Here is a 22,775-nt window from a genome sequence, read left to right as displayed (position 1 = left end):
AGCAGGGGAAGCAGGGGAGGCAGGGGGAGGGTAGGGGAGGTAGGGGAGGTAGGGGAGGTAGGGGAGCAAACTATTGCCTATTGCCTATTGCCTATTGCCTATTGTCTGTTCCCTGTTCCCCGTTCCCTGTTCCCTGTTCCCCGTTCCCTATTGATTGTTACGAAATATTACGGGAAATTTATTAAAAAATGTTGCAACTTGTTGATTGACTTGCTAGATTGTGCATAGAGGGTCTTTCCATGAACGCTCGTATTGAGGAGACAGGTGAGCCATGCTTGAAATCAATGTTGCTCTGTTAACCAGGAATTAAGGAAAAAAGATAGCCTGGTCTGTTGTCTAATCATGACCCATTAGAAATCTCTACAATCATGACACCAAATTTTTAGCTTTTTCAGATTTTTTACACGCTGCATAGAGGAATATCGGTGCGCCTAACAAGATGTCAGGGTCGCTTGGGATGAAAAAATCCCGACTCAAACGGGTGGGAGAACCCCGCCCCGATCGCGCCGAATTCCTCCTCAACAGGAGGTTTTGACAATGACTATTCAAGGAAAAACAGCCCTAATTACTGGGGCTTCCCGTGGAATTGGCCGGGCAATTGCCTTAGAATTTGCCCAAAATGGAGTTAAACGTTTGATTCTAGTGGCACGCGATCGTCAACGACTCGCAGAATTAGCCACGGAAATAGAACCCATGGGCGTAGAGGTGATCACCTTAGCCCTAGACTTAACCCAATCAGTTCAAGTCCATATTGCGATCGCCCAGGCTTGGCGAACTCACGGGCCGATTGAGATTTTGGTTAATTGTGCGGGTGTTGCCCACCAAACCCCGTTTTTAGAATCCAAACTCCCAGAAGTTCAGGAGGAAATCTCCTTGAATTTAATCGGGTTGTATACCATCACCCATGTCATCGCTCGACGGATGGCCACCCGCCAATCGGGAACCATTATTAATGTATCGAGTTTGATGGGCAAAATTGCGGCTCCCACCATGTCCACCTATTCCGCGACTAAATTCGCCATTTTGGGGTTTACAGAGGCCCTCCGACAAGAATTAGCCCCCTACAATATTCGGGTGATGGCCCTATTGCCCACCTTAACCGACACCGACATGACCCGGGACTTGCAGTTATTCCGTTGGGTCGTCCCTATGACCGCCGAACGGGTTGCTAAGGTGTTAGTGGCGGGTTTGGATAAAGATGCCCCGGAAATTTTAGTCGGATGGCAAAGCCATTTAGCCGTTTGGTGTAACCGTTTTGCCCCCTGGTTAATGGAGAAAATTATGGTATTGGCTTCTCCAGTTACCCACAAAATCCCCAAATCCTATCCCGTCTTTAATGAAGCGGATGCAACCTTGCATTAGTGTTGAACAGTTGACCTTGACCCTCGACTAATTCCCCGTAGAGACGTGCCATGGTACGTCTCTACACTGATTGAGGTAAGATTAGGCGATAGGCTGTTAGGGGACTTCCCCAAAATCATGAAGTTTCCAGCCTTCAACTTTGGAGATTAAAATTTTATGCCCAGATCACAACGTAACGATAACTTTATTGATAAAAGCTTTACGGTTATGGCAGATATGATCCTCAAGATGCTGCCCACCAATAAAAAAGCTAAGGAAGCATTTGCCTATTATCGGGATGGAATGTCAGCCCAGGCGGACGGGGAATATGCAGAAGCCTTAGAAAATTACCAGGAAGCCTTAACCTTAGAGGAAGATCCCTATGATCGGAGTTTTGTTCTTTATAATATGGGCTTAATTCATGCCAGCAATGGCGAACATGAAGAAGCATTAGAATATTATCAACAAGCGATTGAGTTAAATCCCCGAATGCCCCAGGCTTTGAATAATATTGCGGTAATTTACCATTATCAAGGGGAAAAGGCGAAGGAAGCGGGAGATGAAGACACCGCAGAAGAAGAATTTAAGCAAGCGGCGGAATATTGGGTTAGGGCGATTCGTTTAGCCCCGAATAACTATATTGAAGCTCAGAACTGGCTGAAAGTTACCGGAAGAAGCAAAATCGATATCTATTTCTAATTAATTTTGCTTTCAATTCCACCTTTGCCAACCTACCCGAACCCCGATTAAATATGACTATTGATCGTGAACAAGTTTCTAAAGTTGCTTTTTTGGCTCGACTGGAGCTAACCCCAGAAGAAGAACAACAATTTACGACTCAACTGGGTGAAATTTTAGATTATTTTGAGCAATTAAACGAACTTGATACATCCCAGGTGGCTCCGATGACCCGGGCTATTGAGTTGAGTAATATTACTCGACCAGATCAGTTAGAACCCTATCCCCAAAGAGATGATATTCTAGCCAACGCCCCGGAACAAGAAGGAGACTATTTCAAAGTCCCCAAAATTATGTCGGAAAATTAAGCCTTGGCCTAATCAACAGCCGTCTTGATCGGATGGCAGTTTCAACCCTGTTTCTGGTGAGCGGAAACAGGGTTTTTGGTTTTTGGACAAATTTTTTTAAATTTCCGTGGCGGGGGAGTTGCTCAACTGAAGATTTACCTCTATAATTTGAAAAGACGTAAAGAAACATTAACGGTACTCATAAAATCCTCAGATTCTGCTATAGCAGATGAGAGACGCTTAACATGAGTCCTAATCCCTTTACAACTTGTCATTATATATTCGGAGATTTTGTCCATGACTATTGCAGTCGAAAGACCGCAGGTTGATAGAGGCGTCTTTGACGTCCTCGACGACTGGCTCAAACGCGATCGCTTCGTCTTCGTGGGTTGGTCAGGAATCCTACTGTTCCCCTGCGCTTATCTAGCCCTCGGTGGCTGGTTAACCGGAACAACCTTTGTAACTTCCTGGTACACCCACGGTTTAGCAAGCTCTTATTTAGAAGGCTGCAACTTCATCACCGCCGCCGTCAGTAGCCCCGCTAACAGCCTAGGACATTCCTTGCTGTTCCTGTGGGGGCCTGAAGCTCAGTGGGACTTTACTCGCTGGTGTCAACTGGGCGGTTTGTGGGCTTTTGTGGCTCTGCACGGTGCTTTCGCCCTGATCGGCTTTTGTCTGCGTCAGTTAGAAATTGCTCGTTTAGTTGGTATTCGTCCCTATAACGCCATTGCCTTTACTGGGCCGATTGCGGTGTTCGTCAGTGTATTTCTGATGTACCCCTTGGGTCAGTCTAGTTGGTTTTTTGGCCCTAGCTTTGGGGTAGCTGGAATCTTCCGGTTTATCCTATTCCTGCAAGGCTTCCATAACTGGACGCTGAACCCCTTCCACATGATGGGAGTGGCTGGAATCCTGGGTGGCGCGCTGTTGTGTGCTATTCACGGGGCGACGGTGGAAAATACCCTGTTTGAAGATGGAGACAAAGCCAATACATTCCGGGCTTTTGAACCTACTCAAGCTGAAGAAACCTATTCGATGGTGACCGCCAACCGTTTTTGGTCACAAATTTTCGGGATTGCTTTTTCTAACAAACGTTGGTTACACTTTTTCATGTTATTCGTGCCTGTCACGGGTCTGTGGATGAGTTCCATCGGGATTGTTGGTTTAGCTCTGAACCTACGGGCTTATGATTTCGTTTCCCAAGAGTTACGGGCGGCGGAAGATCCTGAATTTGAAACGTTCTATACCAAGAACATTCTGTTAAATGAAGGTCTGCGGGCTTGGATGGCTCCTGCGGATCAACCCCACGAAAACTTTATTTTCCCTGAAGAAGTTCTACCTCGCGGTAATGCTCTGTAATTAGAGATTCTAATTATTCAGGAAAGTCTTAAAAAACTCTGATTCATTCAAAAACCTCCTACAAAGTTTGTAGGGGGTTTTATTGTTTGAATATCAACTTAGGATTCTTTATTTAATCGCAACACAGCCATAAATGCCTCCTGGGGAACATCCACAGACCCCAAGGATTTCATCCGTTTTTTACCTTTAGCTTGCTTCTGTAGGAGTTTTTTCTTCCGACTAATATCTCCCCCATAACACTTAGCTAAAACATCTTTTCTTAACGCCGGAATACTTTCACTGGCAATAACTTTAGATCCAATTGTGGCTTGAATTGGAACTTTAAATTGATGACGGGGAATCAATTCTTTCAGTTTTTCCACCATTGCCCGTCCCACACTATAGGCTTTATCTCGGTGAACAATCATCGCTAAAGAATCAATTGCATCTTTATTAATCATAATATCGAGTTTAACTAAGGCATTTTCTCGATATCCAATAATATGATATTCCATACTCGCATAACCCCGAGAACGGGATTTCATCTGATCAAAAAAGTCCGTTACTACTTCCGCTAATGGCACTTCATAAACTAAAGTTGTCCGTCCCTGGGCTAAATATCGCATATCCTTAAATTCGCCCCGACGACCCTGGGCTAACTCCATTAAACTCCCTACATAGGCTTCAGGAGTAATCATTTCCACCCGCACATAGGGTTCTTCTATTTTTTCCCGGTGGTTGGGTTCGGGTAAACGACTGGGGTTATCGATCATCATGACTTCCCCTTTTTGAGTTGTCACTTGATAAACCACAGAAGGAGACGTAATAATTAAGTCTAAATCATATTCCCGTTCTAAACGTTCTTGCACAATTTCCATGTGCAGTAACCCTAAAAATCCACACCGGAAACCGAAACCCATGGCGCTAGAAGTTTCCGGTTCATAGGATAACGCGGCGTCATTTAATTTAAGTTTTTCTAAGGCTTCTTTTAGGTTAGGATATTCGTCAGAATCCGTGGGAAACAACCCACAAAACACCATCGGTTTAGCTTGTGTATAACCAGGAAGGGCTTGTTCTGCGGGGCTATTAGCTAAAGTAATCGTATCCCCAACCCTGGCATCTTCAACGGCTTTAATCGCCGCCGAAAAATATCCGACTTCTCCGGCGTGGAGTTCATCAACAGGAATTTGAGTCGGAGATAATACGCCAATTTCATCGATTTCGTATTCTTTTTCCGAGGCCATTAATCGGACGCGATCGCCTTTTTTTACTCTCCCATCCATCACTCGAAAATAAACAACTACCCCGCGATAACTGTCATAATAACTATCAAAAATTAACGCCCGTAATTTCTGATCAACCGTATCCTGGGGAGGAGGAACTAAACGGACAATGGATTCCAAAATTTCATGAATTCCTACCCCTTCTTTGGCCGAAGCTAATACCGCCCCGGAACAGTCTAACCCAATAATTTCTTCAATCTCACTTTTAATCCGATCGGGTTCCGCTCCGGGTAGATCAATTTTATTTAAAACCGGAATAATTTCTAAGTTATTTTCTAAAGCGAGATAAACGTTAGCTAAGGTCTGCGCCTCTACTCCTTGGGACGCATCCACCACTAATAACGCTCCTTCACAGGCAGCTAAAGACCGAGACACCTCATAAGAAAAGTCAACGTGACCCGGAGTATCGATTAAATTTAATACATATTCCTCACCGTCCTTTGCTTTGTAGTTCATCCGGGCGGCTTGGAGTTTAATCGTAATTCCCCGTTCTCGCTCTAAGTCCATGGAGTCAAGAAATTGTTCCTTCATTTCCCGCTTTTGTACCGCACCCGTCGCCTCCAAAAGCCGATCCGCCAGGGTGGATTTCCCGTGATCAATATGAGCAATAATAGAAAAATTACGAATTCGAGAAACTGGAACGTTAGTCATAAAATGATATTCACAGGCATAATAGGGGAGACTCCCGTTAAACTAACGAGGGTCTGCTTGATGTATTTTAACAAAAGAAACCCAGAGACACGGATTTTTTCCAGGCAAGGGATAGGGGTTTAGGGCTGTTTTTCTAATTCCGACTTCATCCGTTCTAGGGTAAGGTGCATTTGTTCAAACATTTGGTCGGGGGTAATTCCAAACTGACCTAGTTGGGTTCGTAACTGTTCGACGGTCATCTTAGCCATGAAGTCCTCGGAAAGTTCAAACCGCTTCATGAAAACCCGGTAACGATCCATGACCGCTTCCATTTGCTCAATATAGAGTTTTTTCCCGGCCCGATCAAACTTGCCATAATCACCGCCCAGTTTGACCATAGACTGATAATCTTCAAATAGCTGTTTAGCTTCTTGTTGAACGATGTCTGAATCAAAGAATCCCATAGTTTCTCGAATTTTATACTAATAGGGGTTTGAGTTTAAGAGCTTTTATTAGACCTTTCCCTATATTAACCCCTGGGGAGAGGGTTGCTCACACTCCTACAAGTCGCAATTTCCGTACTTCTGGCCAGTGCCGGGGAGAATGACTAAGTTTGGGCGATCGCAAACATAACTTCTGATCAATTTTAGGTTAGATAGTCTATTCTATGGTGTGGAGGAGTTGGAGCAAAATATTCCCTATTTAGGTGGCTGTTTATCTATTAAATTAAATTGCGTTTATGTTACAAGCTAATGGCTTATTTAATGAATCCTTTTATTTAGCACAAAACCCCGATGTGGCGGCGGCGGTTGCTAGTGGAATCATTGCCAATGGATTTCAACACTTTATTGAGTCGGGGCAATTTCAGGTTCGTCAACCTAGTCCCCTTTATGATGAATCCTATTATTTAGCGGCCAATCCTGATGTTGCCCAACTGGTGAATAGTGGAGCTTTTGCCAGTGGTTTTCAACATTATATTAATTTAGGACAATTTGAAAATCGCAACCCTAGTGTTTTATTTGATAGTACCTATTATTTAACCGAAAATCCGGCTCTGGTTCCGATTATTGCCCAGGGAAATTTTACCGGAATTGAACATTTTGTTGCCTTTGGACAATTTGAAGATCGCAGTCCCACCGCCCTTTATAACTCTAAATATTATTTAGCTCAAAATCCCGATGTTGCCTTTGCTGTTGCCCGGGATGAACTGACTGGCATCCAACATTATATTAACTTTGGGGCTGCCCAAAATCGTCAATTTAGCCCCTTTATTCAACCCCAAGGTTCTAGTTTCCCGAATCGAGTCGCTACCGGGGATACAACCCCGACTTCAACGGTATTTTTAACCCGCAGTTCAGCGCCGGGAACAGTTAGCTTGGAATATGCCAATAATCTCAATTTTATTAATCCTTTAGGAATCCTTTATACTACCGTTACTGATATTACAAAACCCGTTAAGTTATCGGCTAATAATTTAACGCCAAATACTCAATATTTTTATCGATTTACTAATGCAGAAGGCGGATCATCCGTCGGCAGTTTTCGCACTCCAGCAACCCTGGAAACCCAACAGGGATTAAGATTTGGAGCCACCGCCGACGGACAAGGGGAATTAATGCCCTATATTTCCCTTAATAATGTTCCTGAACGTAATTTAGACTTTTTTGTCCCCCTGGGAAATACCATTTCTGCTGATACGATTTCCCCCGATTTACCCGGTGTTCAACAAGCGGTTACTTCCCTGGATTTTAGAACTAAATATAATGAGATTGTTTCCCCCCGTTTAGACCTAAATCCTTGGGCAAATTTACAAGCATCAACAACATTCTATGGAACTTGGAATGATCAAAATTTAATTACGGGTTTTGCGGGGGGAGAAATTCCGGCTTTATCTGCTCAACAGTTATTTTTTGGAACCGAGGGACAATTTATTAATAATACCGATCAATTTAACCTCGGTTTGCAATCCTGGAAAGAGTATAATCCCATCGGAAATCAAGTCTATGGAGAAACCGGAGATCCCCGCACTGCTAATCAAGAAAAACTCTATCGATATCAACAGTTTGGCAATGATGGGGCGTTATTTATTTTAGATGTACGTTCTTTTAGGGATGCTCCTTTACCTCAAGTTCCTGACCCGGCTTTAGACAGTCAAATTAATCAATTTTTAGCCACTTCTTTTGACCCTAACCGGACGTTATTAGGAAAAGCTCAATTAGAGGATTTAAAGATTAATTTATTAGATTCTCAAAATGCTGGAATTAACTGGAAATTTATTTTTTCGACCGTTCCGATTCAGAATTTAGGGTTATATGATTCCGCTAACCGTTGGGAGGGATACGCCGCCGAACGTCGGGATTTATTACAATTTATTGATCAAAATAATATCGAAAATGTCGTATTTGTATCGGGAGGAGCAGGGGGAACTATTGTGAATGAGTTAAGCTATCAATTGAATTTTGATCAACCCCAAATTCCCACCGATGCGATTGAAATTACGGTGGGGTCCATCGGTTATCAGTTAGATTTGAGTTCAAATTTTATTCCCGGAACTTGGGGGTCAGAAATTATGAATTTTAGTTCTATTGATACTATTAGCCAAGATGCTAAGGATATTTACGCGGATTTAGATACGGCTTCAAGTCAAGATCAATTTGTTCAAATGATTCTGAATAATCAACTCAATCAATTGGGATATGATCCCATTGGTTTAGATGAAACAAAAGTTAATGCTGAGTTAATTAAAGGGTCTTATTTTGCGGTGCATAATTTTGGTTGGACTGAATTTATTATTGATCCACAAACTCAAAAATTGCAGGTAAATGTTTATGGAATTGACCCTTATACCCAAACAGATATCCAATCTATTCCTGCTGATATTATTAATCGTCAGCCGGAAATTATTAGTCAATTTGTGATTGATTCAGTCTAGGAATCCCTGTCAGATGATGTAGGGGAATATTTTTAATCTTGAGACAAAATTAAGTTTAATATATTCATTTCGGTTCCTCAGTATCTAGTAGACCTCTTGCAAAAAAAATCTATGCTATGATTGATAGTAAACTTTCACTTTCAGACTAAGAGTGTCAACTCATAATTATAAATGGCTGACAACAAATTACAACGAAGACCATAACGGCGACGACGATTTCGATAACGACTCGATAAGATCCTGAAAATTTTGAGGCTCCGATTAACGTGTTCAATCACAATTCGTTGATGAGCCAAAGCTTGATTATAGTCTTTTTCTCAGACCGAAAGATTGCCATTTTTGGGTTTCTTTTTGGGTACATAGCTATTCAAGTGATAATCCTTTTCTGTTTTTTTTTCGGTCTTTCAATAGCCGTTTCCGTGACATCCATCACTACGATTTCGGGGTAGCCAGAATCTTGAATTAATGCTTTTTTTCCCGGAATCCGAAACTTTCCTGTTTTCATTAAAGTTGATTCAATATTAGCAACAATTCGGCAAATAGTTGATTCTGATACTCCCCAATTTATCCCCATATGAAAATATGTTCTGTATTCTCGCCAATACTCCAAGTCCAAGGCTACTAAAAANAACGTTCTATACCAAGAACATTCTGTTAAATGAAGGTCTGCGGGCTTGGATGGCTCCTGCGGATCAACCCCACGAAAACTTTATTTTCCCTGAAGAAGTTCTACCTCGCGGTAATGCTCTGTAATTAGAGATTCTAATTATTCAGGAAAGTCTTAAAAAACTCTGATTCATTCAAAAACCTCCTACAAAGTTTGTAGGGGGTTTTATTGTTTGAATATCAACTTAGGATTCTTTATTTAATCGCAACACAGCCATAAATGCCTCCTGGGGAACATCCACAGACCCCAAGGATTTCATCCGTTTTTTACCTTTAGCTTGCTTCTGTAGGAGTTTTTTCTTCCGACTAATATCTCCCCCATAACACTTAGCTAAAACATCTTTTCTTAACGCCGGAATACTTTCACTGGCAATAACTTTAGATCCAATTGTGGCTTGAATTGGAACTTTAAATTGATGACGGGGAATCAATTCTTTCAGTTTTTCCACCATTGCCCGTCCCACACTATAGGCTTTATCTCGGTGAACAATCATCGCTAAAGAATCAATTGCATCTTTATTAATCATAATATCGAGTTTAACTAAGGCATTTTCTCGATATCCAATAATATGATATTCCATACTCGCATAACCCCGAGAACGGGATTTCATCTGATCAAAAAAGTCCGTTACTACTTCCGCTAATGGCACTTCATAAACTAAAGTTGTCCGTCCCTGGGCTAAATATCGCATATCCTTAAATTCGCCCCGACGACCCTGGGCTAACTCCATTAAACTCCCTACATAGGCTTCAGGAGTAATCATTTCCACCCGCACATAGGGTTCTTCTATTTTTTCCCGGTGGTTGGGTTCGGGTAAACGACTGGGGTTATCGATCATCATGACTTCCCCTTTTTGAGTTGTCACTTGATAAACCACAGAAGGAGACGTAATAATTAAGTCTAAATCATATTCCCGTTCTAAACGTTCTTGCACAATTTCCATGTGCAGTAACCCTAAAAATCCACACCGGAAACCGAAACCCATGGCGCTAGAAGTTTCCGGTTCATAGGATAACGCGGCGTCATTTAATTTAAGTTTTTCTAAGGCTTCTTTTAGGTTAGGATATTCGTCAGAATCCGTGGGAAACAACCCACAAAACACCATCGGTTTAGCTTGTGTATAACCAGGAAGGGCTTGTTCTGCGGGGCTATTAGCTAAAGTAATCGTATCCCCAACCCTGGCATCTTCAACGGCTTTAATCGCCGCCGAAAAATATCCGACTTCTCCGGCGTGGAGTTCATCAACAGGAATTTGAGTCGGAGATAATACGCCAATTTCATCGATTTCGTATTCTTTTTCCGAGGCCATTAATCGGACGCGATCGCCTTTTTTTACTCTCCCATCCATCACTCGAAAATAAACAACTACCCCGCGATAACTGTCATAATAACTATCAAAAATTAACGCCCGTAATTTCTGATCAACCGTATCCTGGGGAGGAGGAACTAAACGGACAATGGATTCCAAAATTTCATGAATTCCTACCCCTTCTTTGGCCGAAGCTAATACCGCCCCGGAACAGTCTAACCCAATAATTTCTTCAATCTCACTTTTAATCCGATCGGGTTCCGCTCCGGGTAGATCAATTTTATTTAAAACCGGAATAATTTCTAAGTTATTTTCTAAAGCGAGATAAACGTTAGCTAAGGTCTGCGCCTCTACTCCTTGGGACGCATCCACCACTAATAACGCTCCTTCACAGGCAGCTAAAGACCGAGACACCTCATAAGAAAAGTCAACGTGACCCGGAGTATCGATTAAATTTAATACATATTCCTCACCGTCCTTTGCTTTGTAGTTCATCCGGGCGGCTTGGAGTTTAATCGTAATTCCCCGTTCTCGCTCTAAGTCCATGGAGTCAAGAAATTGTTCCTTCATTTCCCGCTTTTGTACCGCACCCGTCGCCTCCAAAAGCCGATCCGCCAGGGTGGATTTCCCGTGATCAATATGAGCAATAATAGAAAAATTACGAATTCGAGAAACTGGAACGTTAGTCATAAAATGATATTCACAGGCATAATAGGGGAGACTCCCGTTAAACTAACGAGGGTCTGCTTGATGTATTTTAACAAAAGAAACCCAGAGACACGGATTTTTTCCAGGCAAGGGATAGGGGTTTAGGGCTGTTTTTCTAATTCCGACTTCATCCGTTCTAGGGTAAGGTGCATTTGTTCAAACATTTGGTCGGGGGTAATTCCAAACTGACCTAGTTGGGTTCGTAACTGTTCGACGGTCATCTTAGCCATGAAGTCCTCGGAAAGTTCAAACCGCTTCATGAAAACCCGGTAACGATCCATGACCGCTTCCATTTGCTCAATATAGAGTTTTTTCCCGGCCCGATCAAACTTGCCATAATCACCGCCCAGTTTGACCATAGACTGATAATCTTCAAATAGCTGTTTAGCTTCTTGTTGAACGATGTCTGAATCAAAGAATCCCATAGTTTCTCGAATTTTATACTAATAGGGGTTTGAGTTTAAGAGCTTTTATTAGACCTTTCCCTATATTAACCCCTGGGGAGAGGGTTGCTCACACTCCTACAAGTCGCAATTTCCGTACTTCTGGCCAGTGCCGGGGAGAATGACTAAGTTTGGGCGATCGCAAACATAACTTCTGATCAATTTTAGGTTAGATAGTCTATTCTATGGTGTGGAGGAGTTGGAGCAAAATATTCCCTATTTAGGTGGCTGTTTATCTATTAAATTAAATTGCGTTTATGTTACAAGCTAATGGCTTATTTAATGAATCCTTTTATTTAGCACAAAACCCCGATGTGGCGGCGGCGGTTGCTAGTGGAATCATTGCCAATGGATTTCAACACTTTATTGAGTCGGGGCAATTTCAGGTTCGTCAACCTAGTCCCCTTTATGATGAATCCTATTATTTAGCGGCCAATCCTGATGTTGCCCAACTGGTGAATAGTGGAGCTTTTGCCAGTGGTTTTCAACATTATATTAATTTAGGACAATTTGAAAATCGCAACCCTAGTGTTTTATTTGATAGTACCTATTATTTAACCGAAAATCCGGCTCTGGTTCCGATTATTGCCCAGGGAAATTTTACCGGAATTGAACATTTTGTTGCCTTTGGACAATTTGAAGATCGCAGTCCCACCGCCCTTTATAACTCTAAATATTATTTAGCTCAAAATCCCGATGTTGCCTTTGCTGTTGCCCGGGATGAACTGACTGGCATCCAACATTATATTAACTTTGGGGCTGCCCAAAATCGTCAATTTAGCCCCTTTATTCAACCCCAAGGTTCTAGTTTCCCGAATCGAGTCGCTACCGGGGATACAACCCCGACTTCAACGGTATTTTTAACCCGCAGTTCAGCGCCGGGAACAGTTAGCTTGGAATATGCCAATAATCTCAATTTTATTAATCCTTTAGGAATCCTTTATACTACCGTTACTGATATTACAAAACCCGTTAAGTTATCGGCTAATAATTTAACGCCAAATACTCAATATTTTTATCGATTTACTAATGCAGAAGGCGGATCATCCGTCGGCAGTTTTCGCACTCCAGCAACCCTGGAAACCCAACAGGGATTAAGATTTGGAGCCACCGCCGACGGACAAGGGGAATTAATGCCCTATATTTCCCTTAATAATGTTCCTGAACGTAATTTAGACTTTTTTGTCCCCCTGGGAAATACCATTTCTGCTGATACGATTTCCCCCGATTTACCCGGTGTTCAACAAGCGGTTACTTCCCTGGATTTTAGAACTAAATATAATGAGATTGTTTCCCCCCGTTTAGACCTAAATCCTTGGGCAAATTTACAAGCATCAACAACATTCTATGGAACTTGGAATGATCAAAATTTAATTACGGGTTTTGCGGGGGGAGAAATTCCGGCTTTATCTGCTCAACAGTTATTTTTTGGAACCGAGGGACAATTTATTAATAATACCGATCAATTTAACCTCGGTTTGCAATCCTGGAAAGAGTATAATCCCATCGGAAATCAAGTCTATGGAGAAACCGGAGATCCCCGCACTGCTAATCAAGAAAAACTCTATCGATATCAACAGTTTGGCAATGATGGGGCGTTATTTATTTTAGATGTACGTTCTTTTAGGGATGCTCCTTTACCTCAAGTTCCTGACCCGGCTTTAGACAGTCAAATTAATCAATTTTTAGCCACTTCTTTTGACCCTAACCGGACGTTATTAGGAAAAGCTCAATTAGAGGATTTAAAGATTAATTTATTAGATTCTCAAAATGCTGGAATTAACTGGAAATTTATTTTTTCGACCGTTCCGATTCAGAATTTAGGGTTATATGATTCCGCTAACCGTTGGGAGGGATACGCCGCCGAACGTCGGGATTTATTACAATTTATTGATCAAAATAATATCGAAAATGTCGTATTTGTATCGGGAGGAGCAGGGGGAACTATTGTGAATGAGTTAAGCTATCAATTGAATTTTGATCAACCCCAAATTCCCACCGATGCGATTGAAATTACGGTGGGGTCCATCGGTTATCAGTTAGATTTGAGTTCAAATTTTATTCCCGGAACTTGGGGGTCAGAAATTATGAATTTTAGTTCTATTGATACTATTAGCCAAGATGCTAAGGATATTTACGCGGATTTAGATACGGCTTCAAGTCAAGATCAATTTGTTCAAATGATTCTGAATAATCAACTCAATCAATTGGGATATGATCCCATTGGTTTAGATGAAACAAAAGTTAATGCTGAGTTAATTAAAGGGTCTTATTTTGCGGTGCATAATTTTGGTTGGACTGAATTTATTATTGATCCACAAACTCAAAAATTGCAGGTAAATGTTTATGGAATTGACCCTTATACCCAAACAGATATCCAATCTATTCCTGCTGATATTATTAATCGTCAGCCGGAAATTATTAGTCAATTTGTGATTGATTCAGTCTAGGAATCCCTGTCAGATGATGTAGGGGAATATTTTTAATCTTGAGACAAAATTAAGTTTAATATATTCATTTCGGTTCCTCAGTATCTAGTAGACCTCTTGCAAAAAAAATCTATGCTATGATTGATAGTAAACTTTCACTTTCAGACTAAGAGTGTCAACTCATAATTATAAATGGCTGACAACAAATTACAACGAAGACCATAACGGCGACGACGATTTCGATAACGACTCGATAAGATCCTGAAAATTTTGAGGCTCCGATTAACGTGTTCAATCACAATTCGTTGATGAGCCAAATCTTGATTATAGTCTTTTTCTCAGACCGAAAGATTGCCATTTTTGGGTTTCTTTTTGGGTACATAGCTATTCAAGTGATAATTTTTTTCTGTTTTTTTTTCGGTCTTTCAATAGCCGTTTCCGTGACATCCATCACTACGATTTCGGGGTAGCCAGAATCTTGAATTAATGCTTTCTTTCCCGGAATCCGAAACTTTCCTGTTTTCATTAAAGTTGATTCAATATTAGCAACAATTCGGCAAATAGTTGATTCTGATACTCCCCAATTTGTCCCAATATGAAAATATGTTCTGTATTCTCGCCAATACTCCAAGGCTACTAAAAATTGCTCTTGGAGAGTCAGGCGGGTGTGACGTCCTCTCCTATCTTTAGGATGTTCTAACCTGAACTGCTCTATGGCATTAACCATTTCTTGAAAGGTGTGAATCTTGACACCAAATCTCCGTTTAAATTCATGAGGTTTCAAATTTAGGTAAAATTGAGTGTTCATCGCAGAGTTATTGTCTAAATTCACTTTCAATTTTTACCATTTTATGGAGTTTTTAGCAAAAGTTTGTGAAGAATGGTTAGTCTCTGGGATTTTATGAAATTGAGCAAAACTTACCATAATACCATAAAATTATTTTGCAAGAGTTCTTTTGATCCCAGGGAAAAGTTAAGTTTAGAAGAAGAAACCCTTGATCTCCCTTTAGAAGAACGAAGAATTGGCGGTTTAGGGATCTATTTAACCATTAGTGGTGTTGATGAGTTTCAATATAAAAGAGTCGGCGATCGCAACCTCAATATTTTTATCATGTATCGTTAGATATTTAGATATTAGGTTAGCCTAAATCATCGATTCAACTTTGATCAAACAAGAGCTAGAATTAAATCACAGATTAATTTGATCTATTTATCCATGTTAAAAACACAAATCTTTAAGCAGCGTCCTTTTTATAAATTCATTTTAGGAATAGGAATTGCTCTATTTTCTTTTATCTTAACTTGGAGTATTCCACCCACACTAGCACAGAGTGATTTACCCAGTGATGTTAACCCCCTAACCTCGATTATTCGAGTCGGAAATCTAATTTCTGCACCGGTGGTGATTGATGGCTCTGAGTGGTTTAGGGTGGCTATGGAAATTCCTGTTGATGTTAATGAAAAAAATAAGGGTTTCTCGATTAAACAACGGGCAAAAATTATTCAAAATGAAATCTATGGGATTTTAGATAATCAATTATACGGCGGAGGATTATCTCAGGGTTTTAATTATGATGCTCTGACCGTAACCTCTAAAACTGATCAGAAAGGAAACACTCAGATTTTTGTAACTGACAATGATGAATTGCAAGAAAGAGCCATTCTTACGGTTACTGCTGCGGACGCGGAATATAACGGTTATTCTCTTAAAATCTGGTCTAATAAGTTAACAGAAATTATAAAATTTGGTTTACAGAGTAGCCATAAACAGCGCCAACCTGCCTATTTATATCAAGCGGGTTTATGGTCATTGGGGGTGCTTTTATTCTGTGCTTTATTCAGTTTTGTGGTTTATTTATTACAAAAACGGTTAGCCGAAAAAAAACAGACTCTTAAAGAACAAAAACCAGAATTAAATTACTATCTCGAAAGTGCGAATAATAATCCTACTGAATTAAATGATCCGGCGCAATTAGCCGAAGTTGAAACCCAAGTCAGAAACTGGAGAAAGAAATATAATACAAATCAGTTTCGTCGATTGGTTTTGAAAGTAATTCAAGGGTTAATTTGGTTATTGGCAGTTTGGAAAATTACTGACTTTTTCCCCCAAACACGATACTTTTCCTATGTGATTACTCAAGGGCCTGAATATATCTTAATAGTAGCAATTATTGTGGGAATAATCATCCGCATTAGTAATCTTGCTATTGACTCTTTTTTGGCATCAATTCAAGAACATCATCAAAATGATAATTTCACTCCCATTGCTGCCCATCGTCAAGAATTACGTTTTTTAACCTATAGTGTTGTTTTAAAAGGGATGGCTAAAGCAATATGGATTGGGATTGGGTTTATTGTTGTTTTAGATTCCTTAGAAATTCCTGTTGCACCAGTAGTTGCAGGTTTAGGGATTATTGGTTTAGCCCTCTCCTTTGGTTCACAAAACTTAATTCGAGATGTATTAAATGGAGTTTTTATGCTCCTAGAAGATCACTATGCCGTCGGAGATTTTATTACCGTTGGGGATATCTCAGGTGTTGTTGAATATATGAATTTACGGATTACTCAAATTCGGGGAAAAGAAGGACGCTTAACCACGATTCCGAATGGAAGTATTAATATTGTTCATAATCAAACTAAAGACTGGTCAAGAATAGATTTTAAAGTAAAAGTTACCTATAATTCAGATCTTGATTTGGCTTTAAATATCATGAAAAAAGTGATTGGAGAAATGAAAAATGAACGGGATTGGCAAGACCTAATTCTTACTCCTATTGTTTGGAATGGGGTGACTGATTTAACCACTTCTGGGGCTGAATTAAATATAGCCATTCAAACCCGTCCGGGGATGCAATGGAAGGTTTCTAATGAATTTCGGCGACGCATAAAACTTGCTTTTGATCATAATGGAATAGGGTTTTGGGTTGTCCCATACCTCCCCTAAAAATAGATAGAAACCGGGTTTCTCGAAGAAACCGGGTTTCTGGGTTTCTGGTTTCTGAAATCTAGGAATTGAAAGTAACAGTTTGTTGACGGTTTCTCACCTCCAAATAAATCAACAACGCATTAATATCCGAGGGATTTACCCCCCCAATTCTCGACGCTTGACCAATGGTTAAAGGTTTAATCTTCATTAACTTTTCTCGCGCTTCCATTGATAACGTTTCGATTTTGAGATAATTCAAATCTTCCGATAATGCTCGATTAGATTGGCGACTCACTTGGTCAATTTGGTTTTGTTGCCTTTGCAGATATCCTGAATATTTAATCTCAATTTCTGCTCCTTCTTTTTCCACTTGATTTAAAAGAGTATTCCCTAAATTATACCGTTCTAAATCAACGTAATGCAACCCCGGACGGCGCAACAAATCCGCCAAGGTAATTGACCCTTTAATTTTTTGTTGGGTATCATTAACAATCGCCATTCCCACCGGATCATTTTCTTTAATTCGAGTTGAGTATAAACGTTCCTTTTCCCCAACAATATTCTCTTGTTTCTGTTCAAATAACGCCCAGCGACGCTCATCAATTAACCCAATTTCTCGACCTAAAGGTGTTAATCGTTCATCCGCATTATCTGACCGTAATAATAACCGGTATTCCGACCGACTGGTTAACACCCGATAGGGTTCTCGCAGGTCTTTTGTACACAAATCATCAATTAAAGTTCCGATATAACTGTGTTCCCGGGGAAATACAATCATCTCTTGATGTTTAACAAATCTTACCGCATTAATTCCCGCCACTAAACCCTGGGCTGCGGCTTCTTCATATCCGGTTGTACCATTAATTTGCCCCGCACAAAATAGCCCCTCAATATTTTTTGTCATTAAAGTTGGATAACATTGAGTGGCGGGTAAATAATCATATTCCACCGCATAGGCTGGACGCAACATGGCACAATTTTCTAACCCCGGAAGACTTCTTAACATTTGCAATTGCAAGGTTTCTGGTAAGCCCGTGGAAAATCCTTGTATGTATAATTCAGGAATATCTCGACCTTCGGGTTCAATAAAAATTTGATGACTTTCTTTATCGGCAAATCGAACAATTTTATCTTCAATACTCGGACAATATCGGGGGCCCTTCGCATCTACCCAACCGCCATAAACCGGAGATAAATGCAAATTTTCTCGAATAATTCGGTGAGTTTCCGCCGTAGTTCGAGTCAAATGACAACACATTTGTTCCCGTTGAATTTGTACTTCTGGGTCGAAACTAAACCAGCGAACTTCTGTATCTCCGGGTTGGGGTTCTAATTTAGAATAATCCACAGATCTTTTATCAACTCGCGCCGGAGTTCCAGTTTTTAATCGTCCGGTTTCAAAGCCTAAACGGTTGAGGGTTTCTGTTAACCCAACGGCGGCAAATTCTCCCGCCCGTCCCGCCGCCATTGATTTATTACCAACCCAAATTATTCCCCCTAAAAATGTCCCCGTTGTTAATATCACCGCTTGACATTTAAAGGCAACTCCAAAATAGGTTTCAACCCCAATAATTTCTTGATTTTTACCTAAAATTAAATCCGTGACCATCCCTTCTCGGACGGTCAGATTATCCTGATTTTCTACAATATTTTTCATCACCGCGGCATATTCCCGTTTATCCGTTTGGGCGCGTAAAGCCCACACCGCCGGGCCACGAGAAATGTTCAGCACCCGTTTTTGTAAATAGGTACGGTCGGCCATTTTGCCAATTTCTCCCCCCAAAGCATCGACTTCATGGACGAGTTGGGACTTAGCAGGGCCTCCAACAGCCGGGTTACAGGGTTGCCAAGCGATTTTATCCAGGTTGAGGGTTAGGAGGAGGGTGCGACATCCCAACCGGGCCGCAGCCAGCGCGGCCTCACAGCCCGAATGTCCGGCCCCGACCACAATAATGTCAAATTCATCTAAAAATTCTACCGAGGGTGTTAGGGTCATCGTTTCTATTGGATAGCAATATCTTTTCTTTAATCTTAGCGATTCTTTGAAACAGTCTCCCGTCTGCATACTATAGTCTGAAGATTTATAGTTCATAACGTCTTAGGATGATTTTTGTCTAGTTATTTAGCAAAGCGTGACTTTAGCAAAAGTCTTTGGAAAAGTATTAAAGCAAAGGCGAGAAGCTTTGAATTTAAGTCAGGAAGAACTGGCTTTTGAGGCTGGTTTACATCGAACTTATATTAGTCTTTTGGAAAGAGGAGTAAAATCACCAACTCTGAATGTTTTGTTTCGACTTGCTGAGGCTTTAGACATTCCGCCATCCCAGTTTATTCAGAAAATTGAAGTTCAGTTAAAGACTTTAGAACTTTATGAAGATTCTGAAGATTAGAATTTTATCCCATTCATTAGAAACCTTAAATAATCCCATTTATATCCAAGCAAAAAAGCAGGTTGAAAATGCAATTAAACAAGTAGACTGGCCTTTAGGAACTGGAACTTTTTCAATTTATCCTGAAAGTGGGAAAAAGAGAGCAGAAGGAAATGGTGTAAAACCCATTAAAAATAATTTTATAAAAGATTTAAAAGAGCAAGGATGGTTGACAGAGTTAGCCGTAATCACTGGTTTGGGAAAAGTTGACGCAGTTTTGACAAGTCGGGGTAAAATCGCTGTTGCTGAGTGGGAAACTGGAAATGTTTCCTCAAGCCATCGTTCTTTGAATAAAATGGCATTTGCAATTCAGCAGCAACTCATTATTGCTGGTTTTTTGATTGTTCCCTGTCGAACATTAGCTAAGTATTTAACGGATAGAATTGGTAATTATGAAGAATTAGAACCTTATTTTAACTTTTGGTTAAACAGCATTTCCTCCTATCCAGGGGTTCTAGTTATTCTAGGGATTGAACAAGATGAAATCAGTTTTGATGTTCCTAGAATTCCTAAAGGAACAGATGGACGTGCTAATAACTAACCCTCAACATAATCACTATTTTTATGATAGTGTAGATTTCCTTCTGTTAAACGTTCAATAATCACATCACAATTTTGAATTTCCATTCCGATCCAATAGCGACCCGTAGCTTCACAAACTGCATAGGTTGTCCCACTTCCGCCAAAGGGATCAATGATTAAATCTCCGGGTAAACTTGACATTTCAATGACTCGATCTAAAATTTTGGTTGAGAGTTGATTAGTTGTCCGTTTTTTACTTTTAAATTTCCAATGACGCACAGGAGGAATGTCTGTCCAAACATCGGTTAAATTGACTCCTAATGGGTTCATTGCTTGACGATGACCGCCATAATCTTTAATTTCACCCCCACAATGACGGCAAGTTTCTATGGGAGTTCTAATTTTACGGAATACTTTCGGCTTGCCTTTTGTATAGTACAAAAGACTATAATGGCTAGGATATAATCGCCCAGGAATAGGTAAACTCGATTTTTGACTAATAGTAATCCAATGTCTAAAAGTTAAACCCTTATTCATTAAATAAGAGCCTAACAGCATATTCCATTTAGGTAAATTGTAAATAAATAAACTGCCCCCGTCTTTAATAATCCGGCAACATTCATCCAACCAGGTATAACACCAGTTTAGATATTCACTATCTTCGAGGCTATCATTATGCTTTTTGCCATATTTTTTCCCTAAATTAAAGGGCGGATCAGCAAAAATGACATCAGCTATACTGTTATTGATCTGTTTTAAAAGCGTTATACAATCTTCTTCAAAAAGCACTCCCTGTTTTGAAATAAAGCAAGGTTTTTGATCTGATTGATTAGAAATATAGTTGTGATAAGGAAATTGATCAATATTTTTGAACGATATAGAAAGTTGCTGCATGATCAGTTAATTAAGATTCTAAACTTACTTTAATTGTAAGACAGTTATTAGATTTGTGGCAACTCCCTAAAAAATGTTAATATAGAAACAACTCAACTATATAATTAAAACAGGTAATTCTGCCATGAAAACGTTAGCAAAATGGTCTGTAGAGGATTATCACCAGATGATTGATGCTGGGATTTTGTGCGATCGCAAAGTTGAAGTATTAGCAGGTGAAATCGTTGAAATGAGTCCAGAAAGTCCTATTCATTATAATAAGACCAAGCGAGGAGTAGAATACTTAGCCACTCTACTGACAGGTAAAGCCGATATTCGTTTTAATGGCCCCATTAGTTTATCTGATTCTGAACTTGAACCGGATATTGCCATTGTTCAGCCTCCAGAGTCACGTTATGATCATCATCATCCCTATGCTGAGGATATTTTTTGGATCATAGAAGTGGCTAAAAGTAGTTTAAAAAAAGATTTAGAATTAAAATTATCAATTTCTGCTCAAGCTGAAATTCAAGAATATTGGGTTTTAGATTTATCCCAAAAACAATTAATCATATTTAGAAATCCTGAAAATAATACTTATTTGAGTCAAAAAATTATTGATCAAGGTAACATAATCCCCTTGGCTTTTCCAGATATGGAGATATCCGTTGAAAGACTATTAAATTAAAATCAGAAACCTGAATATTATCGTTTAACTTTGTAGAGACATTACCAGCAACATCTCTACAAGGATTCAGACTAGCGAATCACCGATACAGGTAAGGAAATTCCTAACCATTGGATAAAACGATCCAGTTCAAAATGTTTATCCATCAGTTGATTCACAGCAGCAACTTTGATCGGTTCGTGGAGACGAACTTGACCAAAGGTTTGATCAATAATTTCTACCGTTGCTAAAGTGTCTAAATCAACAGAAAGGACGGGTACTTCTAAATCTTCAGCCCGACTTAAAACCATGGGTGCGGGGGGGAGTTGACCCGTGAGAATTAAACAGTGAGTAGACTTTTCTAAAGCTGCTAGTTGAATATCGGTGCGATCGCCCCCGGTAACCACAGCCATATTCACAGATTTATCAAAATACTTCATCGCCGAACTGACATTCATCGCGCCGACACTCAAACTTTCTACCATCAAATCTAAGCGTTCATGACCACAAAGAACCTGGGCTTTCAACTGTTTAACTAACTCTTTAACGGTGACACTTCGTAAAATAGGATTTCTGGGTAAAACTCCAAATACTGGAATTCCTTGGGCTTCCAAAAACGGTTGGATGTGAGTGGTGGTAATTTCTATTTTTTCGGGGGGAACATCATTAATAATAATTCCTAATAAGCGATCGCCTAAACGTTGTTGAGCGTATAGTAAATCATCTAATGCTAAGTGAGAATTGAAACGCGCCACCAACAAAACCGACGCATCCAGTTGCTCCGCCATTTGAGGAACAGACAAACCAAATAACAGTCCCTCTTGCAATGTTCTTGGCCCTTCGAGTAAAATCAGATCGGCAGAGGATTCCGGTTGATAGGAAGTCAAAGATTCAGTATATTTGACCGGATCTTCGCCTCGTAAACGTCGATGAATTGTGGTTTCATCTAGGGTCAAAATCGGCAACAGCAGTTGTTCTTGAGACAATTTTAAGGTTTGAGCCACAAACTGAAGATCAGCATCAAAGGATTCATCCTCATCGCTGATCTCGGTAGCCAAAGGCTTACCATACACAATCTTTAACCCCTTATCCTGAAACAGATGACCCAGACCCAAGGTAATGGCTGATTTACCCGTGTAAGGCTCTGTTGACCCTATTAATATATATTTTCGATGATCCATGACCAAATTTACTCCTCAATTTGTTATTGTTCAATTCAAAAAATCATGACATTTCCTCCAGACTCCCCCTGAAAATAT

18 protein-coding genes and 3 pseudogenes are annotated in these 22,775 nt (G+C 40.2%); 12 read left to right on the top strand and 9 right to left on the bottom strand.

All coding sequences use genetic code 11. From position 1 onward, the window contains the following. Positions 1-537: 537 nt before the first annotated feature. The 4 genes from PL9631_RS18835 to psbD all read left to right on the top strand — a co-directional run bounded on the left by PL9631_RS18835 (position 538) and on the right by psbD (position 3,722). Positions 538-1,362, top strand: a complete 825-nt coding sequence (locus PL9631_RS18835) for an SDR family NAD(P)-dependent oxidoreductase (protein ID WP_083622678.1) — start codon at positions 538-540, stop codon at positions 1,360-1,362. Between the two features lie 156 nt (positions 1,363-1,518). After that, positions 1,519-2,040 (top strand): photosystem I assembly protein Ycf3, encoded by a 522-nt coding sequence (locus PL9631_RS18830; protein ID WP_083622676.1) that lies wholly within the window; start codon positions 1,519-1,521, stop codon positions 2,038-2,040. 53 nt (positions 2,041-2,093) lie between these two features. Beyond that, complete coding sequence (gatC, locus tag PL9631_RS18825) at positions 2,094-2,387, top strand: Asp-tRNA(Asn)/Glu-tRNA(Gln) amidotransferase subunit GatC (RefSeq protein WP_083622674.1); 294 nt, start codon at positions 2,094-2,096, stop codon at positions 2,385-2,387. Positions 2,388-2,663: 276 nt separating this feature from the next. After that, the gene (gene psbD / locus PL9631_RS18820) at positions 2,664-3,722 is read left to right on the top strand and encodes a photosystem II D2 protein (photosystem q(a) protein) (RefSeq protein ID WP_083622672.1); all 1,059 of its coding nucleotides are present in this window, start codon (positions 2,664-2,666) and stop codon (positions 3,720-3,722) included. A gap of 98 nt (positions 3,723-3,820) precedes the next feature. On the opposite strand, the gene lepA (PL9631_RS18815) is transcribed toward psbD, so the two are convergent. Continuing rightward, on the bottom strand, positions 3,821-5,635 hold the full coding sequence (lepA, locus tag PL9631_RS18815) for a translation elongation factor 4 (RefSeq protein WP_083622668.1): 1,815 nt from the start codon (positions 5,633-5,635) through the stop codon (positions 3,821-3,823). A gap of 119 nt (positions 5,636-5,754) precedes the next feature. Continuing rightward, a complete protein-coding gene (locus tag PL9631_RS18810; RefSeq protein WP_083622667.1) occupies positions 5,755-6,078 on the bottom strand; it encodes a DUF1825 family protein in 324 nt (107 codons plus the stop codon). Between the two features lie 275 nt (positions 6,079-6,353). Here PL9631_RS18810 and PL9631_RS18805 point away from each other — a divergent pair, with 275 nt between their 5' ends. After that, positions 6,354-8,546: an alkaline phosphatase D family protein gene (locus PL9631_RS18805; RefSeq protein ID WP_083622665.1), complete on the top strand. Its 2,193-nt coding sequence runs from the start codon at positions 6,354-6,356 to the stop codon at positions 8,544-8,546. 140 nt (positions 8,547-8,686) lie between these two features. Here PL9631_RS18805 and PL9631_RS26825 read toward each other — a convergent pair. Then, positions 8,687-9,168 (bottom strand): annotated as a pseudogene (locus PL9631_RS26825) (transposase family protein); the annotation flags it as partial. Between the two features lie 8 nt (positions 9,169-9,176). On the opposite strand from PL9631_RS26825, the pseudogene PL9631_RS18795 reads away from it, so the two are divergent. Beyond that, a pseudogene (locus tag PL9631_RS18795) lies at positions 9,177-9,299 on the top strand (photosystem II D2 protein (photosystem q(a) protein)); the annotation flags it as partial. 98 nt (positions 9,300-9,397) lie between these two features. On the opposite strand, the gene lepA (PL9631_RS18790) reads toward PL9631_RS18795, so the two are convergent. Both lepA (PL9631_RS18790) and PL9631_RS18785 read right to left on the bottom strand, forming a co-directional pair. Then, complete coding sequence (lepA, locus tag PL9631_RS18790; protein WP_083622668.1) at positions 9,398-11,212, bottom strand: translation elongation factor 4; 1,815 nt, start codon at positions 11,210-11,212, stop codon at positions 9,398-9,400. Between the two features lie 119 nt (positions 11,213-11,331). Beyond that, positions 11,332-11,655, bottom strand: a complete 324-nt coding sequence (locus PL9631_RS18785; protein ID WP_083622667.1) for a DUF1825 family protein — start codon at positions 11,653-11,655, stop codon at positions 11,332-11,334. Between the two features lie 275 nt (positions 11,656-11,930). Here PL9631_RS18785 and PL9631_RS18780 point away from each other — a divergent pair, with 275 nt between their 5' ends. Beyond that, positions 11,931-14,123: an alkaline phosphatase D family protein gene (locus PL9631_RS18780; RefSeq protein WP_083622665.1), complete on the top strand. Its 2,193-nt coding sequence runs from the start codon at positions 11,931-11,933 to the stop codon at positions 14,121-14,123. A gap of 140 nt (positions 14,124-14,263) precedes the next feature. Here PL9631_RS18780 and PL9631_RS18775 read toward each other — a convergent pair. Beyond that, positions 14,264-14,910 (bottom strand): annotated as a pseudogene (locus PL9631_RS18775) (transposase family protein). Between the two features lie 93 nt (positions 14,911-15,003). Here PL9631_RS18775 and PL9631_RS18770 point away from each other — a divergent pair. Next, positions 15,004-15,225: an ATP-binding protein gene (locus PL9631_RS18770; protein WP_156090628.1), complete on the top strand. Its 222-nt coding sequence runs from the start codon at positions 15,004-15,006 to the stop codon at positions 15,223-15,225. Between the two features lie 93 nt (positions 15,226-15,318). Further along, complete coding sequence (locus PL9631_RS18765; RefSeq protein WP_083622661.1) at positions 15,319-17,046, top strand: mechanosensitive ion channel family protein; 1,728 nt, start codon at positions 15,319-15,321, stop codon at positions 17,044-17,046. Between the two features lie 61 nt (positions 17,047-17,107). Here PL9631_RS18765 and mnmG read toward each other — a convergent pair whose 3' ends face one another. Further along, a complete protein-coding gene (mnmG, locus tag PL9631_RS18760; RefSeq protein ID WP_083622660.1) occupies positions 17,108-19,024 on the bottom strand; it encodes a tRNA uridine-5-carboxymethylaminomethyl(34) synthesis enzyme MnmG in 1,917 nt (638 codons plus the stop codon). Between the two features lie 136 nt (positions 19,025-19,160). Between mnmG and PL9631_RS18755 the strand changes: the two genes are divergently transcribed. Continuing rightward, positions 19,161-19,415, top strand: a complete 255-nt coding sequence (locus tag PL9631_RS18755; RefSeq protein WP_083622658.1) for a helix-turn-helix domain-containing protein — start codon at positions 19,161-19,163, stop codon at positions 19,413-19,415. Beyond that, positions 19,396-19,995: a PDDEXK family nuclease gene (locus PL9631_RS18750; protein ID WP_083622657.1), complete on the top strand. Its 600-nt coding sequence runs from the start codon at positions 19,396-19,398 to the stop codon at positions 19,993-19,995. The genes PL9631_RS18755 and PL9631_RS18750 overlap by 20 nt, the downstream gene beginning before the upstream one ends. On the opposite strand, the gene PL9631_RS18745 is transcribed toward PL9631_RS18750, so the two are convergent. After that, the gene (locus PL9631_RS18745; RefSeq protein WP_083622655.1) at positions 19,992-20,870 is read right to left on the bottom strand and encodes a DNA-methyltransferase; all 879 of its coding nucleotides are present in this window, start codon (positions 20,868-20,870) and stop codon (positions 19,992-19,994) included. The two genes, PL9631_RS18750 and PL9631_RS18745, sit on opposite strands and share 4 nt — an antisense overlap. A gap of 124 nt (positions 20,871-20,994) precedes the next feature. On the opposite strand from PL9631_RS18745, the gene PL9631_RS18740 reads away from it, so the two are divergent. Further along, positions 20,995-21,537: a Uma2 family endonuclease gene (locus tag PL9631_RS18740; RefSeq protein WP_083622653.1), complete on the top strand. Its 543-nt coding sequence runs from the start codon at positions 20,995-20,997 to the stop codon at positions 21,535-21,537. 71 nt (positions 21,538-21,608) lie between these two features. On the opposite strand, the gene PL9631_RS18735 is transcribed toward PL9631_RS18740, so the two are convergent. Continuing rightward, complete coding sequence (locus PL9631_RS18735) at positions 21,609-22,697, bottom strand: phosphotransacetylase family protein (protein ID WP_083622651.1); 1,089 nt, start codon at positions 22,695-22,697, stop codon at positions 21,609-21,611. Positions 22,698-22,775: the final 78 nt, after the last annotated feature.

Source organism: Planktothrix paucivesiculata PCC 9631 (assembly GCF_900009265.2).
GTDB lineage: Bacteria > Cyanobacteriota > Cyanobacteriia > Cyanobacteriales > Microcoleaceae > Planktothrix > Planktothrix paucivesiculata.
The sequence above is the reverse complement of the archived record's forward strand: the minus strand, read 5'-3'. Positions and strand labels throughout refer to the sequence as shown.